Source organism: Lentzea fradiae (assembly GCF_900100955.1).
Taxonomy (GTDB): Bacteria; Actinomycetota; Actinomycetes; order Mycobacteriales; family Pseudonocardiaceae; genus Lentzea; species Lentzea fradiae.
In genome coordinates, this window is record NZ_FNCC01000012.1 from 121867 (window position 1) to 138659 (window position 16793).

The window sequence follows — 16793 nt, forward strand, 5'->3', positions numbered from 1 at the left end:
CCGCAGCATCGATCGCGAGCACGGCCGCATCAGGACCATTCCAACGTGGACTGAACGGAGCACCTGCAGTTCGAACTCCCCAGTCCGCCTTTCGCATGCACCGACCACCCGAGCGCGGGCATACACTTCCCCAGGACCGCGCATCAGGTGCGCCCCTCACACTACAGACCGAAGACGGAAACCGCCGCAGATCATCGAAGCGTTCAAGAGCTTCTCATTGCGAAGCAGTTCCGCCCTATTTAAGCCAGGACTGAAGGATCACCGCGACTCATCGTTCATCGATAATTCTGACCAAGATCCAGACCTTTCCCACCTGCGGCGCCATCACTCCCACCACGCCGGTCCGTCCACTCGGGAGACTTTGCGCGTAGACGCAAAGAGTCGCCACCACGCTCCCAAGCGGTTCCAGCGCCTGCGTCAGAACCTACTCAGAACGAAGCAAACTGTTCAACAGTTCCGGCAACCCCACATCGGAACGAACACCTCGCCACTTCTCGTAACCGCACGATCACAGAGCGGGAGATCTGGGCGCGCATTGCGTTTTAGCAGTTTCCACGTAGCACGTCCGATAAATCGCACCTCAGAAGCGCCGACCACCTCCCGATAGTCCACACGGGACGAATAGCGAGAACGTTTTCACCACTCTCCGCATATCACTCGGCGACGAGTTCCGCAATCGGATCCGGGTGTTCGCGAAGGCCCACGCCAGCGGCTTCTGCCGCACGGCGAGGAAGTTCACCACGTACGCGCGTGACTCCTGCACGATCGCACGCAGCCGGGAGTCCACGTGCAGGCTGAGGTTCCCCCGGTAGCTCGGAGACTTTGATCCTCCCCTGGTTGTTCGGAGTCGGGTTACTGGATGATCACTCGTTTCAGTAGCCCGGAGGACAACCCACGATTCCCAAGAGATACCCGCCCGAGTTTCGGCGCAAGGTGCTCGACCTGATCGCGTCCGGTCGCCGTGTCGCCCAGGTCGCGGCTGATCTCGACATCAGCGACCAGACGATCTACACCTGGCGCCGCCAGGAGCTCATCGACACCGGACAGATGCCAGGGACGACCAGCGCTGACAACGCCGAACTGGTCGCCGCGCGTCGACGGATCGCCGAACTCGAGGCCGAGGTCGCTGTCCACCGCCGTGCTGCCGAACTGCTCAAGGAGAGCAGTAGCCCAAAAGGCGATATGAGGCGGTCACGGTGATCGTCTCCGAAGAGCGGTCGATCCAGCTCGCCTGCCGCGTGCTTGGGGTGTCCGAGTCCGGCTTCTACGACTGGCGAGGCCGCGCTCCTTCGCCGCGGGCGATCCGTCAAGCCTGGCTCGTCGACCTGATCCGCGAGATCCACGTCGAGTCGTTCCAGGTCTACGGCGCTCCACGGGTACACGCCGAACTTACCCTGGGCCGCGGGATCACCGTCGGACACAACACCATCGCGCTTCTCATGCGCCGCAACGGAATCAAGGGCCTGCCCAACCGGCGCCGGCCGCGACCGAAGCACGACACGCCCACTGCGGTGGACCTGGTCGACCGCGACTTCGCCCGCGCCGCGCCGAACCAACTGTGGGTCACCGACATCACCGAACATCCCACCCGGGAAGGCAAGGTGTACTGCGCGGTCGTACTCGACGTGCACTCCCGGCGCGTCGTCGGCTGGTCGATCGACTCCAGTCAGACCGCAGCCCTGGCCACCAACGCGCTCGGCATGGCCATCTCGAACCGGGCCCCGCTGTCGGACACGGTGATCCACTCCGACCACGGAGTCCAATTCACGTCATGGACTTTCACCAAACGTGCCAAGGAATCCGGGCTTCTGCCGTCGATGGGGTCGATCGGCGACTGCTACGACAATGCCATGATCGAATCGTTCTGGGGACGCGTGCAGACCGAGCTGCTCGACCGCCGACGATGGCGCACCCGCCTCGAGTTGGCCAACGCCCTGTTCGAGTACCCCGAGATGTTCCACAACCGCCGCCGACGCCACACCGCACTCGGAATGCTCACACCGATTGAGTACGAACTCCGACACGCCAGGATCACTCCCGTAGCCTGAGCTCCAGCAACCCGACTCCGCCGAACGGGGTGAGGATCAGTGATGACGCGGCGCACGCGGTGTCAGGCTGTCAGCTCAGGCGAAACGCCACTGCTGGTTGCCGCCGCCGTGGCAGACACGGGGATGCCGTCCCAGTTGCTGCCGTACCCGGCGATTCTTCGGTCGCCCTCAGGCAGGACGCGCTCCGGTCGCGGAACGCGTCCATCGTCCGGGAATACCGATCAAGCTTTGACGAACGACTCGGCGAAGATCGGCAGCACCGAGCTCAGCTGGGCTTCGGCCGCCACCTTGGTCTGGCCGGACGCCACCACGACGGTGATGAGCGTGCCGCGACCCATCATCGCGTGACACGACCACGGAACCAGTTCCGGATCCCGATTCGCCTCGCAGTGCGCGAAAAAATCGTCCACACCGTCCGGCTTGGCTACAGCCTTCGCCTGCTCGACGCGGTCTTTGGCACAGCTGTTGAGCCGGGTCTGCACAGCCCCCACCAGCGTGGCCGCCGTACGGTCGGACATGGCATGGACCCGCTGAAACAAACTCACCTGGCCCGTCCAGACGCGGGTCCGGGCGACCGAGGTACCGTCGACACGCATCTCGCTGCTCCCACAGAGCGTGGTGACGATCTCGCCGTCCGCGCCGGGCTCGTTGTCGCTGGCCGGCGTGCTCTGACTCAACTGGCCGCCGAGCGCATCGAACGCGCCGGGTGGGGCGATCGCCGCCTTCGCTCGCTGGTCCAGTTCCGCCGGAGTCGATGGCACAGTGGTCGTCGTGGTGGTCGCGGCCGGCGGCGCGGCCACCGGCTCACCACCGCAGGCCGTGGTCAGGACGGCTACCACCGCGACGGCAGCACAAATACGCGCGTTCACGTTTGTTCCCCCCAGGTTTCGCGTGTTCGGAGGCAGCCTAGTGGTGCTGCCCAGATGGTTGACCAGGTAATTGATCTTCCGTGCTGATCGGGTCAGGCTGGTCCCGCGTGTCGAGTGCGGGAGGTGTCATGGCTCGTCGTCCGGGCGTGTTCGTCCGCGGGTTATCGATGGAAGAGGGACGCAAGCTGCAGCGGGTCACCAGGACCGCGAAGGACCCGGTGAAGCTGCGGCGGGCGATCGTGGTGCTGATGTCCGGCCAAGGCCAGGCCGTCCGCGATATCACCTCGTTGATGCAGGTCAGCGAGGACTACGTGCGTGATGTGATCCACGCGTTCAACGAACGGGGGTTCGCGGCACTGGACCCAAAATGGAGCGGGGGACGCCCGAAGACGATCGGTGACAAGATCCGCGAGCGGATCTGCCTGATCGCCCGGACGTCCCCCGCAGACTGGGGCATCACCGCGTTCTCCACCTGGTCCTTGTCGAAGCTGCGCGATCACCTGCTCGCCCGTGGCACCGTCGCGACGATCAGCCGGGAGACCTTGCGCCGCATCCTGCACGCGGGCGGTGTCTCCTGGCAGAGCACCACCACGTGGAAGGCGTCGACCGACCCGGACTTCATCGCCAAGATGCACCGAGTTCTGGACCTCTACGACCATCCGCCCGGCGACGGGCGGGTGATCTGCGTAGACGAGTTCGGCCCACTGAACCTCATGCCCCGCAAGGGCAAGGCGTGGCGTCTGCGGACCAGGCCGCAACGGCTGCGGGCCACCTACAACCGCAACGACGGCGTGATGCACATGCTCGCCGCACTCGACCTCGCCACCGGCCACATCTCCTACCGGATCCGACCCCGTAAACGCCGACAGGAGTTCCTGTCCTTCCTCAAGACCCTGCGGACACGCTGGCCCGGAGAGAAGCTCTACATCATCTGCGACAACTTCTCCCCGCACCGCCACACCGACGTCCGCACCTGGTGCGCCGGCAACCAGGTCGAGTTGGTGTTCGTCCCCACCTACTCGTCGTGGCTGAACTGGATCGAGTCCGAGTTCGCCGCCCTGCGCTACTTCGCCCTGAACGGCACCGACCACCGCAGCCACACCGAACAGAACACCGCGATCGGCTCCTACATCCGCTGGCACAACGCCCGAGCCGAGCCCAAAACCGGGTTCGCCACCGACTCACCCATCCGAACCTGGACCTATTACCTGGCCAAGGCTGCGTGACGCACCACTAGCCCGACCTGCCACAGGCCCCGGCGGGCGGTCGCCGACGCGATCCGGCATGCGGTGCGCGGCTATGACCTGGCCGCCCGCTGCGGTGGCGAGGAGTTCGCGGTGCTGCTGCCCGGCGTCGACGCCGACATGATCGGCCGGCCGCGGCGCGGATCCGCGGCCGGCCATCCGCAAAGGCGCAGCAACGACCGCAGCCGCTTACCGCGGGCCAGGCACTCGCGTAACCAGCCCACGAACAGCTCCGCCTTCGGGCTGATGGCCTGACGCACTTGCTCGGCGAGGAAGTCCTCCGGCACCGCGTCCACCGACGCCCGCCCGTCGAACACATCGTGCACTCGGTCCTGCCCTGCGTATGCGGTGTCCGACACCATCGATGGGGTCACTACCGTCTTGCCCCACGGCGACGATGCGACCGGCTCCACCGCGGCTACGCCGAAGCCGTTGGTGGAGCTATCGGCATGGACCAGTACCGCTTGGCGATGTGGCCTCGCCACGAGAACCGCCCGCCGATCTTGCGTCACCGGTGGTCAGGCTGGGATGCAGTCAATAGAACTGTCCGTGTACCCGGCGGCCCGGGCATCACCATGCACCGCCCTCTTCATGCTGGAACAACGGGCTCTTATTCTCACGTCCCGGCAGCCAACAAGTCGCGATGGCAGTACCGCCTGGACGGCGCCGCTGCACACCCCAATCACGGCCAGAAAGAACACCTGAACGGAGGACACGATTCGCTTTAGCCAACGCGACCACATTTCGCCCCGCGCAAACCGATCCTCCCAAAATCCTCCCAAACACGATGTTGCCGGCCAGTACAGACCACTGTGGACAGTCGAATCAAGATCGAAAAGAAGACACGAAAAAGCCCGCCGACCTGGGCTTTCACCCAGAATCAGCGGGCTGATTCAGACCGTCGGGACGACAGGATTTGAACCTGCGACCCCTTGACCCCCAGTCAAGTGCGCTACCAAACTGCGCCACGTCCCGGCCACACTCCCGGTCTCCCGGCGTGCATGAGAATCCTACAACACCCCGGACAGAGATCAAAAACGGACCCCCAAACCAACCCTGACCAGGGCAAACACAGAACCCAACCCAGGCCACGCTACCCGTCATCCAACGAAGCTCCCCCGACATCCGCCCCAGGAAGCACCGCGCTCACGCTGAACCCCCCATCAGGCCGATAGGCGGTGGTCAAGGTGCCCCCAGCCAGCCGGACACGCTCAGACAACCCATGCAGCCCAGATCCGCCGCGCTCATCAGAAGGAGGCGAGACGCCAGGCCCGTTCACCACAGACACACGAACGGGCGAAGACCGGTCCACACTCACAGTCACAACGGCCCCAGGCGCATGTTTCGTCACATTGGTCAACGCCTCCTGAACCACCCGGAAGAGAGCCCTGGACACAGCCGGAGACACAGCGGCATCGCCCGTCTCGGACAGCGTCACGGACACTCCGGCGACGCGAGCTCGGTCAACAAGCTCCTGCACGGACGGGTAGGTCGTGCCGGTGTTGAGCAAGCCAAGAGCTGCGCGCATCTCGGACAAGGATTCCTTTGCCAGGGAACGCAAGCGCAGCGCGACCTCACGGGTCGACGGGTCGGGTGCGGTGGCGGCGAGGGCGGCTGACTCGACGGCGATGAGGGTGGCGTGGTGGCCTACGGAGTCGTGGATTTCGCGGGCTATCCGGGCTCGTTCGGCTGCTCGGGCTGAGGTTTCCTTGGCCTCCAGTTCTGCGGCTTGGGCTCTTCGGGTTTCGTACAGGGACTGGGTCAGGTCCTTGCGGGTGGTGACCAGGGCGCCGAGGGCTGTGGGGGCCGCTGCCAGGCCGAAGGCGAAGGCGGTGGCCAGCAGGAGGGTGCCGAGGGGGATCACCTCGGTCAGGACAGACGGGAGCAGGGCCGCGAATGTCAGGAGGGCGGCCCAGAAGAGTTGGAACGGGATGGATTTTTCCGTGCGGCCCAGGCGGTACTGGGCCACCAGCGCTGGGGCCCAGCCGAGGCCGCCTGCCACGGCCGGGATGCACAGCAGGGAGGCCAGCCAGGGCCAGCGGAGGCGGATCGGGAGGCACACGGCTGCTGCCACCGCTGTCCAGAGGGACCACGGGAACAGGCGGTCCTGACTCAGGAGGACCACGCCTGTGGTCAGCAGGACGGTGAGCAGTTCGCGGAGCAGGGGTTTCACCAGTCACCGACCTGGTGGGCGACCAGGGCCGCCTGCACGCGGTTCTCCACCCCCAGTTTGGTGAGGACGGTGGAGACGTAGCTCTTCACGGTGGCCTCGGACAGGCAGAGGGCTTCGGCTATCGCGTGGTTGGAGCGGCCGCCGGCCACGAGTTCGAGGACTTGGCGTTCTCGGGCGGAGAGTTTGTCGAGTTGGCGGTTGGCTCGGAAACCTCGCAGGCGTGGGAGGAGGCGGGCTGTGATGCGGGGGTCCAGGACCGCGCCGCCTGCCGCCAGGTCCACCACGGCGCGGACGAGGGTGTCTGGTTCCGCGTCTTTCAGCAGGAAGCCCTGGGCGCCCAGGTCCAGGGCCGTGGCCACGTAGTCGTTCAGGTCGAACGTGGTCAGGACGGCGATGGCGGGTGGGGTGGCCCAGGTTCTCAAGCGTCTGACGGCCTCCAGGCCGTCCACGCCGGGCATCTGGACGTCCACCAGCACCACGTCGGGCAGGTGGGCCAGGGCGACTTCGACGAGCTCGGCGCCGTCGGCTGCTTCGCCGACCACCTCGACTCGTCCGTCGGCTTCCAGGAGGACTTTGAGGCCCCGCCTCAGCAGGGCCTCGTCGTCGGCTAGCACCACGCGTACGGCCACCTGACCAACCAACCGCACGAGCGGTCTCGGGCAAATAGGTCACCCAGGTGGTCCTGACGAACTACTTCTTGCCGGAGCCGGCCTTCTTCTTCTCGCGCACGCGCACGGAGATGCGGACCGGGCTGCCTTCGAAGCCGAACTCTTCGCGCAGCTTGCGCTCGATGAAGCGGCGGTAGGACGCCTCGAGGAAACCGGTCGTGAACAGCACGAACGTCGGCGGGCGGGTGGACGCCTGGGTGGCGAACAGGACCTTCGGCTGCTTGCCGCCGCGGACTGGGGGCGGGGTGGCGGCGATCAGGTCGGACAGCCACTGGTTGAGGCGGCCGGTCGGGACTCGGGTGTCCCACGAGTTCAGGGCGGTGCGCAGGGCCGGGGCGAGCTTGTGGACGGCGCGGCCGGTCAGGGCGGAGATGTTGACCTTGTCGGCCCACGGGACCCGGACGAGGCCCCGTTCCAGTTCGCGGATCATCTCGTTGCGGCGGTCCTCGTCGACGAGGTCCCACTTGTTGAACGCCAGGACGCAGGCGCGGCCCGACTCGACGACCATCGTCAGCACGCGGAGGTCCTGCTCGGACAGCGGCTCGTGGGCGTCCAGGAGCACGATCGCGACCTCGGCGGTCTCGATCGCGGACTTGGTGCGCAGGGAGGCGTAGTACTCGGCGCCGCTTTCGAACTTCACGCGCTTGCGCAGGCCGGCGGTGTCGACGAAGCGCCAGATCTCGCCGTCGAGCTCCACCAGGGAGTCGACCGGGTCGACGGTGGTGCCCGCGACCGAGTCGACGACCGAGCGGTTCTCGCCGGTCAGGCGGTTGAGCAGGGAGGACTTGCCGACGTTCGGCTTGCCGACGAGCGCGACCCTGCGGGGGCCGCCGCTGCGAGCGCCGAAGTCGTCGCGCGGGGTCTCGGGCAGCTTCTGCAGGATCACGTCGAGCAGGTCGCCGGAGCCGCGGCCGTGCAGGCCGGAGACCGGGAAGGGCTCGCCGAGGCCGAGCGACCACAGGGAGGCGACGTCGGCGGTCAGGCGGTCGTCGTCGACCTTGGACGCGCAGAGGATCACCGGCTTCTTGGAGCGGCGGAGGACCTTGGCGACGGCCTCCTCGGTGGCGGTCGCGCCGACCGTCGCGTCCACGACCACGAGGATCACGTCGGCGGTGGCCATGGCGAGCTCGGCCTGCGCGGCCACGGCGGCCTGCAGGCCCTGGGCGTCGGGTTCCCAGCCTCCGGTGTCGACCACGGTGAACTTGCGGCCGTTCCACAGCGCGTCGTAGGCGACTCGGTCGCGCGTCACGCCGGGCACGTCCTGCACCACGGCCTCCCGGCGGCCGATGATGCGGTTGACCAGCGTGGACTTGCCGACGTTCGGCCGTCCGACCACCGCGAGCACCGGCTGCGGCGGGGTGGTGTCCTCGCCGTCTTCGGAGTCGAGGCCGTCGAAGGCTGACCAGTCGGCCTCGTCCTCCCAGGTGCCGTCCAGGTCCGTCATCGTCTTCCCTCACTCACACGAAGTCCATCGAGTTCGGCGACCAGTGTCGCCAGGCGGTCGCGCACCTGCTCGGTGGCAACGCCGAGGGCCGCTCGTCCCTTCCCCTCGGGGAGGTGGAACGGCTCTCCGATCAGCACGTCGACCTCGGGGCGCCAGCCCTCGGCCTGGTAGGTCCCGCGGCAGGCGACCGGCAGCACGACGGCGCCGGACGTCTTCGCGAGCCACGCCGCGCCGTTCCGCGCGTTCGCCACGTCGCCCTCGCCGCGGGTGCCCTCGGGGAAGACCCCGATCACGCCACCGGCTTTGAGCACGGACAACGCGCTGGTCAGCGCGGTGCGGTCGGCCTGTCCCCGCTTGACGGGGATCTGCCCGATCCGGCCCAGCAGGTGGCCTGCGACGCCGCGGAACATCTCCTGCTTGATCAGGAACGTCACGCGCCGGGGCAGCACACCGAACAGGATCGGCCCGTCGGCCATCGAGCTGTGGTTGGCGACGACCACCACGCCGCCGCTCAAGGGTACGCGGTCGCGGCCGTGCACCCGAATCCGGAACTGCCACGCGTACGGGACACGGGCGATCCACCTGCCGAAGTCGGTGAGCCACGGCAGGCTTCCAGCCGGCAGGGTCACCCGGTCACCCGCAGCCCGCGCCGTTCCACGAGGTCGAGCAGCGCGCCGACGGTGCCGGCGAGGTCGAGGTCGGTGGTGTCCACCTCGACCGCGTCGTCGGCGGGCTTGAGCGGTGACACGGCGCGCGACGAGTCGTAGGCGTCCCTGCGCCGCACGTCGGCCAGCACGGCGTCCACAGTGGACGTACGACCGGCGGCGTTGTCCTGCTTGGTCCTGCGTGCGGCCCGCGCGTCGGCGGACGCCGTCAGGTAGACCTTGAGCGGGGCGTCGGGCGACACGACGGTGCCGATGTCGCGGCCTTCGACGACGATGCCGCCGACGTGGTCCAGCGCGTCGGCGATGATCGCGCGCTGCTGGGCCACGAGCAGCTCCCGGACGTGCGGGGTGGCGGAGACCGGGGAGACGGCGAGCGTCACCTCGGGGCCGCGGATCTCGGCGGCCACGTCGTCGCCGTCGAGGGTGATGCCGGGACGGGCCGGGTCGGTGCCGACCACGAGGACGGCGGCGTCGGCGGCCGCGGCGACCTCGGCCTGGTCCGCGGGGTCGGCGCCGGCGCGCAGCACGGCGACCGTGATGGCCCGGTACATCGAGCCGGTGTCGAGGTAGCGGGCGCCCAGCGCCGCCGCGAGCCGTTTCGCCACGGTGGACTTGCCGGTGCCGGACGGTCCGTCGAGTGCCACTACGCCGCGCAACTGACCCTGGCCCACCACAGCTCCCTCCGAGACGCCCACGGTGCTCATTGTGCCCGGTGTGGACGCTCACACCGCAGGCGGGACGGTTCTGGCGGGCCCGGTCAGCGCAGGAAACCCGGGAGATCGTCCGGCGAGAACCCCTGCGGGACGAACGCGGTGTGCCGTTTCCAGGGAATCTCCGGGTGCCCGTCGACCACCTCGTCGATCGGCGTTCTCCCCGCGGCCGACACCGTGACGTCGAACGTCCGCTCCTGTGAGGGGGTCAGGTCGCTCACGCTCTCCGAGACCTGGACCAGGGTGTCCGGGCCGACGAAGATCCGCGCGTCCATGGACGGGCACGGCGACGCCGGCAGGGGAAGCGCGGGAACGTCGGAGATCATCTCGTTCAACCGGGCCGCCGGGACCCCGTGCGCACAGCATTGGTGCGGGGACCCGATCGCGGACTCGAGCACGGTGACGTGGAGGAGGAACTCGGAAAGGGACTCCTCGACCGGCGCCCAGTCCGTTCCCACCTCCCTGCCGAACACCGGCGGGTCGTCCCCGGAAAGGGGCACGCCCCATTCCCAGGAGCCCTGCCCGTCGACCCAGAAGACGAGCTTCCCAGCCTCCTCGACGAGCTCGGAGGGGTCCACCGGCCCGCTGACGGCGACGACCTCGGCGGACCACCGGGAGGTGAGCGCGAACCAGGCCCTCAGCCGGTCCGGAAGGGGTGCGCCCTCCGGCACGGGGCGCGCCGGCCGGTCCGGCGCGCCGTGCCATCTCCTCAGGAATCTTTCGACACTGTCATCGGATATCGAAAGCAGTTCTTCCACTTCCCCATCATGTCACCCGTCAGTTGGCGTTGCCGGTGAACCTGGCCCAGGGCTTTCCGTTCATGTAGAGCCACATCTGCACGCCTTCCGGGAGCATGTCCTCGATGTTCGCGGCGCACCCGTTGGGGCCGGGGCACATCTGGCCCTTGGCGTTCTGGACGTACAAAACCGCCTTCCTGATTCCCGGGTTGCTCCTCAGGAACGCCGCGGCGTGCGTCTCGACGTGGTCGAAGTTCTGCCTGGTCCGGCCGGGGAGGTTCGCGAGCAGCTGCGAGGGTCCTCCCGGACCGCTGGAAAGCGGGATCTGCTCGGTGCCGACGTCGAGGATGCCCGTGGACCTCCGCGGGTAGTCCTTCGGCAGGTTGGCCGCCTCGTCCGCGAGGTTCGTGCCGCAGTTGTGGACGAGGACCGGGGTGGCGCCCGCAAGCGCGTAGTACGTGCTCGTGCCGTTGATCGTCAGGTCGTACGTGCGCTGCGGCGCGTGGTAGGCGCGCACCGCCGTGATCTGCACGAACGTCCCGGCGGCGGTCCTGAGCAGGTCACCGGTCCGCAGCTCACCCGCGTCGGCCCAGCGACCGGCGGTCACCGACCAGAACGGGTGGTTGTCCGTCGCCGTGATCGTGGACGTGGAACCGTCCTCCGACCGCACCGTCACGTCCACAAAGGACTTGTCGTGGTCGGTGCGGATGGCGTAGTACACCTGCTGCGCCGCCGACCTGCCGGTCTTCTCGTCGGTGGCCACGACGGTGTCGCCTGGCCGCACCTCCTCGATCGGCTTCGTGCTGCCGTCGGCGAGCAGCACCCGCGTCCCAGCCGGGAAGCTGTGCCTGCCGCTGGTCGGACACGTCTCGGGTTTCTTCTTGGTGGCCGCCTTCGCCTTCGCGGCGGCGGCCTTGGCGCGTTCGGCCACCTGGGCCGCGGCCTTGCGGGCGGCTTCCTCGGCCGCGGCACGGGCTTTGGCGGCTTTCTCTGCCGCTGCCTTCGCCGCTGCCGCCGCGGCCGCCTTGGCCGCTTCCGCCGCCTTCTCGGCGCCCTGGATGATGGCGCGCGCCCACTTCAGCTCCTGGAAGAAGGAGACGACGGCCTTGCCCGCCTTGAAGATGGCGGTGGCGATCTTCGGCGCCTTGAAGATCTTGCCCCACGGCAGGGCGCCGATGACCATCGAGACGCACGCGCCCAGGTCGCCCTTGAGACAGTTCATCAGGTCGTTGATCCCCAGGAACTCCATGAGGATCTGGCCGCCGGCCTCCAGGATCACGTCGAGGACGCTCTTGCTCTGCAGCTGCTGTGCCTTGGCGACGTCCTCCGGGCTCGGGCCGGTCTGCTCGGTGGCGCCGTTCTCCAGGGTCGTGCCACCGCCGCCGCCCGCGTCGACCACCGCTCCGGTCGGGTCGGTGAACGCCAGCGGGTTGTTCTCGGCGTAGGCGTACGCGGAGATCGCGGGTCCCGGTTGCGGCATCGGGTCGGTCGAGGTGAACCGGCCGGTGTCCGGGTTGTAGTTGCGGGCCCGCAGGAAGTAGTTGCCCTCACCGGAGCTGGAGTCCTGGTACTGGCCGGTGAACTTCAGCGGGTTCGCGGGTCCCTGCGGCTCGCCGGGTGTCAGGGTCGGGCCCTGGCGCGGGTTGCCGAACGGGTCGTAGTCGTAGCCCGCCACCGGCTTGCCGTCGGGCGACAGCATGTTCGCGATGCCGCCGAGCCAGTCGTGGGTGTACGGGTGCACGCCCGCGGCCGGGTCGATCAACGCCAGCGGCTCGTCGTCGGGGCCGTAGGCGAACGCGCGCTTCTCCCCCACGGCGCCGGAGGCGTCGGTGACGGAGTCCACCGCGATCTGCGGCAGCGTGCCGTTGACGTCCCACGACCAGTGCCGGGTGTGCTCGCCGCTGGTGCCCGTGAGCCGCAGGCCGGTGGCGTCGTAGGAGAACGTCGTCCGCTGGCCACCGGCGTTGGTCGCGGTGGCGAGGGTGTTGTCGAGGTTGTAGGTGAACTTCTCGCGGCCTGCCTTGGTCTGGTTGCCGTTGAGGTCGTAGTCGTAGTCGGTGCTGGTCGGCGCGGCGCCGCGCGGGTCGAAGATCTTCTTGGTGAGCTGGTTCGCCGCGTCGTAGTGGTAGTGGGTGACGTCGTCGCCCGCGGTGCCGGTCCGCCGTTGTGAGGTGCGGTTGCCGACGAGGTCGTACTCGTAGTCGATCCGTCCCGCCGACGGCGTGTGCTTGCCGCAGTCGGCCGCCGCGTAGCAGGCCGACGTCACGCGGTCCGCCTCGTCGTAGGAGTAGGCCACCGACTCGGAGACGCCGCCGCGGGTGGTGACGACCTTCGTCGGGTTGCCGACCGGGTCGAGCGTGAGCCGGAAGTCCGACACCGGGTCCTGCACGTCCGGCCGGGCAGGGCCCACCCGTTCGGTGCCGATGCCGGTGAGGCGGCCGGCGTCGTCGTAGGTCCTGTTCTCGACCAGGCCGGTGCCGCCGGGCAGGGTCGTGGTGGTGCGCCTGCCCGCGACGTCGTAGCCGAAGCCCCACGTCGCGCCGCCCGCGGTGACCTTGGTGATCCGGCCGTCCTTGTCGTACTCCGACGTCACGCGGGTGCCGTCGGGGTACTGGCGGGCGGTGATGTCACCGCGGACGTCGTGCTCGTAGCCGAACGTCTCGGTGCGGCCGTTCGCCTCGCGCCGGACGACCTTCGTGATCTGGTCCTCGTCGTCGTAGGTGACCTCGCGGACGCCCAACGGGTCGCCGTACGACGTGATGCGGTCCTTGGCGTCGTAGCCCCACGTGTAGGCGGGGCCGCCACTTCCCAGCTCGCGGCGTTCGCGGCGGTTCACGATGTCGTAGGTGTTCACGATCGTGCGCCGGGCGCGTTCGTCGGCGGAGAGGTGCTCGCCCTGGTGGCGGGTCAGCATCGTGACGAGGTTCGCCTCGGCGTCGTACCCGGCCTCGACCTTGCGCCCCAACGGGTCCACGGTGCTCACGGGCCGCCCGGCGCGGTCGTACTCGAGCTTCGTGGTGTGGAACTTGGGGTCCCGCACCGACTTCAGCAGGCCGTCCTCGTAGTAGTCGTAGACGGTGGCGTTGATGTCCGGTGCGTGCGGGTGGTACTTCGCGTCCGCCTGGTGGACGCTGTGGACCTGGTTGTCCTCCCGGTAGCGGTATCGCGTCGTGTGGTTGTTGGCGTCGGTGACCGACGTCATCCGGTTGTTCGCGTCGTAGGTCGACGTGGTGACCTGGTCGAGCGCGTTGATCACCTTGGTGCGGTTGCCCGCGAGGTCGTACTCGAGGCGGGTGGTGAACCGCTCCTTGTCCGCGCCGGGCACGTTGCCGCGCGGTTCGGTGGTCGCGACGAGCAGACCGTCGTCGCTGTACTCCCAGGTCGTCTTGCCGCCGGAGGCGTCGGTGCGGCTGGTCTTGTTGCCCGCCTCGTCGTAGGTGAACTTCGCGGACTCGCCGCCGGCGTCGGTCTGGGAGACCTGGCGGCCGTTGCGGTCGTAGCCCATCTTGATCTCACGGCCGAGCGTGTCGGTCGCCGCGACGACCTGACCGGTGTTGCTGCGCGCGTTGGACGACGTCTTGTTGAACTCGTCCACAGTGGACGTCGTGCGGTCCAGCTCGTCGACCTTGATGTCGCGGTGCACGACCTGGCCACCGGGATACGGCCGGGACATCCTGACCAGGTTGTCGTTGGCGTCGTAGCGGTACGTGGTGGTGAAGTCGGCCGGGTTCGCGCCGGGCACGTTGCCGCGTGGCGACGTGGTCGACTGCATCAGGCCCTTGGCGTTGTACTTGTACGACGTCACGAGGTCGGGACCGTCACCGCGCATCTCGACGCGCACCGCCGCGCGCCTGCCCGCGTTGGTGTAGGTGATCGACGTGGTCTTGCGCGGGTCGGTCACCGCGTCGAGGCGGCCGTTGTCGAGGTAGCGGTGCCGGATCTCCAGCCCCTCGGGGTTGATCGTCTTCTCGACGCGCCCCACCTCGTCGTAGAACGTGCGGGACGAGCGGTGCTTGCCCGGTTCCCGCACCTCGACGACCCGGTCCTGCTCGTCGTACCCGGTCTTCGTGGTGAAGTCACGCGGGTCCGCGCCGCGGACGGTGCCGCGCGGGTCGGTCTCGGTGACCTGGCGGCCGGTCCGGTCGTAGCCCAGCTCCGAACGCCTGCCCTCGGGCGAGACGACGGCGGCGAGCAGCCCGGAGTTCGGGTGTCCGGCGGGGAAGTACTCGTAGCGGGTCACCTTGCCGCGCTGGTCGGTCTGGCTGACGCGCAGGCCGCGGTCGTCGTAGGCGTAGGTGATCGAGTGCTGTTCCGCGTCGGTGCTGCGGACCAGCTCGTCGAACTCGTTGTACGTGTTCTTCCAGACGTTGCCGTTCGCGTCGGTGAACTCGATCGGGTTGTTGTGCGCGTCGTACTTCGTCTTCTCGTCGAACGTCATCGGCGCCGGGGCACGACGGGTGACCGGGTTGCCGTTGAGGTCGTAGAGCGACTCGTGCTGGTTGTGGTTGCCGTTGACGACCAACGCGCGGTTGAGCGACTTGTCGTACCTGTGGTTGTCGGTGTCACCGGCTCCGCGACGCGTGTACAGCAGCACGTTGCCGCGGTAGCCGTCGCGGACGATCACGCCGTCGGCGTCGGTGGTGGTGGCTTCCTGCGTCTCGCTGTTCCACTCGAACGACGTGGCGTTGCCGAGCGCGTCGAGCTGCTTGGTGACGCGGCCGTCGGCGTTGTACTCGTTGCGGATCAAGATGATTCGCTTGTGGTGCTGCGGGCTGTGCACCTCGGTGAGACGGCCATCTGCGCCGTAACCGTACTTCCACTTGTTGCCGCGGGCGTCCTTGAACGCCGTCAGCCGCCCGGCGGCGTCGTAGTCGTAGGAGACCTTGCGGTGGTCCGGCAGCTCGATCGAGCGGATGCGCTCGTTCTCGACGCGCACCTTCACGACGCGGCCGGACGGGTCGGTGATGTCGATGCCCTGGCGGGTGTACGCGAGCTTCGTGGCGACGCCGCGCGGCGTGCGGATGGAGAGCAGCCTGCCGTCGCCGTCGAACTCGTAGGTGAGCTGCGTGAGGGTGACGAGCTCCCAGCCGGTTCCCGTCTTGCGCAACGTCGACCGCACTCCCGGTGGTCGCTGGAAGCCGCCGGCGCCGTCGCTCTTGTAGAGCACCTGGGCACCGTCATCGGCGAGCACCAGCGCGCCTTCGCCGGTCGGTGTGACGCGCACGTTGTACGACCAGGCCCAGCCGGGTCCGAACGGGCCGGGGGCCGTGAGGCTCGACGAGTACACCCGGTTCGAGCTGAACGGGACGCCGAACGACGCCATCGCGAGGTCCGGTTCGACCCTGTTGTACGCGCCGGTCGCCGTGTTGACGCCGTCACCCCGGAACGCCGGCCGCGCGCCGGTACTGCTCAGCGCCGTGCCGCAGCCGCAGCCGGAGACCTGCTCGACCGGCAGCGGGTCGGGCAGGTCGGTGGTGCGCGGCCTGCTGTCCCGGCTGCGCGCCGACACCAGCTCGCCGCCCTCGTCCAGCACCGCGGCGATCGTGACGAAGTAGTCCTTGCCGGGGTCGAGCACCCAGCCGTCGGACGCGCCGAACGACCGGCAGAACTGCCGCACCGCTCCACATCGGACGTCCAAGTCGGACCGCGGCAGCGTGACCGACGCCTGCTCGGTGCTCGTCTGCGTGTCGAACAGCCGGACGCGCCACGACTGCCAAGGCCGCGGATCGTCCTTCACGTCGAAGTACGCCACCAGCGAGGTGTCGCCGAGCACGAAGCCGGACCGCAGCTCGACGTTGGCGAAGACCTCGTCCTCCTCGGCCCGGACCTGCGCGAGCCGCGCCCCGTCCACTGTGGCCGGTGGACCGCCCGCTTTCAGCCCCGCGGGCACGACCGGTGGCCACCGGTCCGGCGGCACGGCCTCGTCCGGGCGGGCGGACGCGGGTGCGGGCCGGTCCACCGGTCCCGCCCCCGAGGTCACCCCCGGCGCGGCCCCCGCGGCCTGCCCGTAGGTGATGGCCTGCAGCAGGCTCGCGCCCACCACCACGACACAGCTCAGCGCGATCAGGCGCGCACGGCGCGCCACACGGATCCCCACGTCTCCCCCTGCCCCCAGAGAACCCGCCGGTTTCGCGCCAACGCCGGCCATGACTTCCCCAAGTCGGCCCAGAACAACGCGCGCTACGAAAGGGACGGGTGGTTTCCCTCTCTTCCTAGCGGTCGCGGAACAACCGGG

The 16793-nt window shown here is 68.5% G+C and carries 10 protein-coding genes, 1 tRNA gene and 1 pseudogene; 3 read left to right on the plus strand and 9 right to left on the minus strand.

Annotated features, from left to right (window positions below):
- Nucleotides 1-897: 897 nt before the first annotated feature.
- Nucleotides 898-2048 (plus strand): annotated as a pseudogene (locus BLT23_RS27675) (IS3 family transposase).
- A 221-nt stretch (nt 2049-2269) separates the two neighbouring features.
- On the opposite strand, the gene BLT23_RS27680 reads toward BLT23_RS27675, so the two are convergent.
- Nucleotides 2270-2917: a hypothetical protein gene (locus BLT23_RS27680; RefSeq protein ID WP_143036072.1), complete on the minus strand. Its 648-nt coding sequence runs from the start codon at nt 2915-2917 to the stop codon at nt 2270-2272.
- 128 nt (nt 2918-3045) lie between these two features.
- On the opposite strand from BLT23_RS27680, the gene BLT23_RS27685 reads away from it, so the two are divergent.
- Together BLT23_RS27685 and BLT23_RS42315 are read left to right on the plus strand one after the other, a co-directional pair.
- Complete coding sequence (locus BLT23_RS27685) at nt 3046-4143, plus strand: IS630 family transposase (protein ID WP_176946951.1); 1098 nt, start codon at nt 3046-3048, stop codon at nt 4141-4143.
- A gap of 63 nt (nt 4144-4206) precedes the next feature.
- Entirely contained in the window at nt 4207-4416 is a 210-nt protein-coding gene (locus BLT23_RS42315) for a hypothetical protein (protein ID WP_425434416.1), read from the plus strand.
- A gap of 646 nt (nt 4417-5062) precedes the next feature.
- On the opposite strand, the gene BLT23_RS27695 is transcribed toward BLT23_RS42315, so the two are convergent.
- The 8 genes from BLT23_RS27695 to BLT23_RS27730 all read right to left on the minus strand — a co-directional run bounded on the left by BLT23_RS27695 (nt 5063) and on the right by BLT23_RS27730 (nt 16655).
- Nucleotides 5063-5136: transfer RNA gene (locus tag BLT23_RS27695), tRNA-Pro, on the minus strand.
- Between the two features lie 118 nt (nt 5137-5254).
- Nucleotides 5255-6334 carry a sensor histidine kinase gene (locus BLT23_RS27700; protein ID WP_176946952.1) on the minus strand — a complete coding sequence of 360 codons (1080 nt, stop codon included), beginning with the start codon at nt 6332-6334 and terminating at the stop codon, nt 5255-5257.
- Nucleotides 6331-6951 carry a response regulator gene (locus tag BLT23_RS27705; RefSeq protein WP_245744245.1) on the minus strand — a complete coding sequence of 207 codons (621 nt, stop codon included), beginning with the start codon at nt 6949-6951 and terminating at the stop codon, nt 6331-6333. The genes BLT23_RS27700 and BLT23_RS27705 overlap by 4 nt, the downstream gene beginning before the upstream one ends.
- A 73-nt stretch (nt 6952-7024) precedes the next feature.
- Nucleotides 7025-8446: a ribosome biogenesis GTPase Der gene (der, locus tag BLT23_RS27710; RefSeq protein WP_090054050.1), complete on the minus strand. Its 1422-nt coding sequence runs from the start codon at nt 8444-8446 to the stop codon at nt 7025-7027.
- Complete coding sequence (locus BLT23_RS27715) at nt 8443-9075, minus strand: lysophospholipid acyltransferase family protein (RefSeq protein WP_090054052.1); 633 nt, start codon at nt 9073-9075, stop codon at nt 8443-8445. Before BLT23_RS27715 ends, der begins: the two co-directional genes overlap by 4 nt.
- On the minus strand, nt 9072-9782 hold the full coding sequence (cmk, locus tag BLT23_RS27720) for a (d)CMP kinase (protein ID WP_245744273.1): 711 nt from the start codon (nt 9780-9782) through the stop codon (nt 9072-9074). Before cmk ends, BLT23_RS27715 begins: the two co-directional genes overlap by 4 nt.
- 86 nt (nt 9783-9868) lie before the next feature.
- Nucleotides 9869-10492 (minus strand): hypothetical protein, encoded by a 624-nt coding sequence (locus BLT23_RS27725; RefSeq protein WP_090054057.1) that lies wholly within the window; start codon nt 10490-10492, stop codon nt 9869-9871.
- Nucleotides 10493-10598: 106 nt separating this feature from the next.
- Entirely contained in the window at nt 10599-16655 is a 6057-nt protein-coding gene (locus BLT23_RS27730; RefSeq protein ID WP_176946954.1) for an RHS repeat-associated core domain-containing protein, read from the minus strand.
- Nucleotides 16656-16793 lie beyond the last annotated feature (138 nt).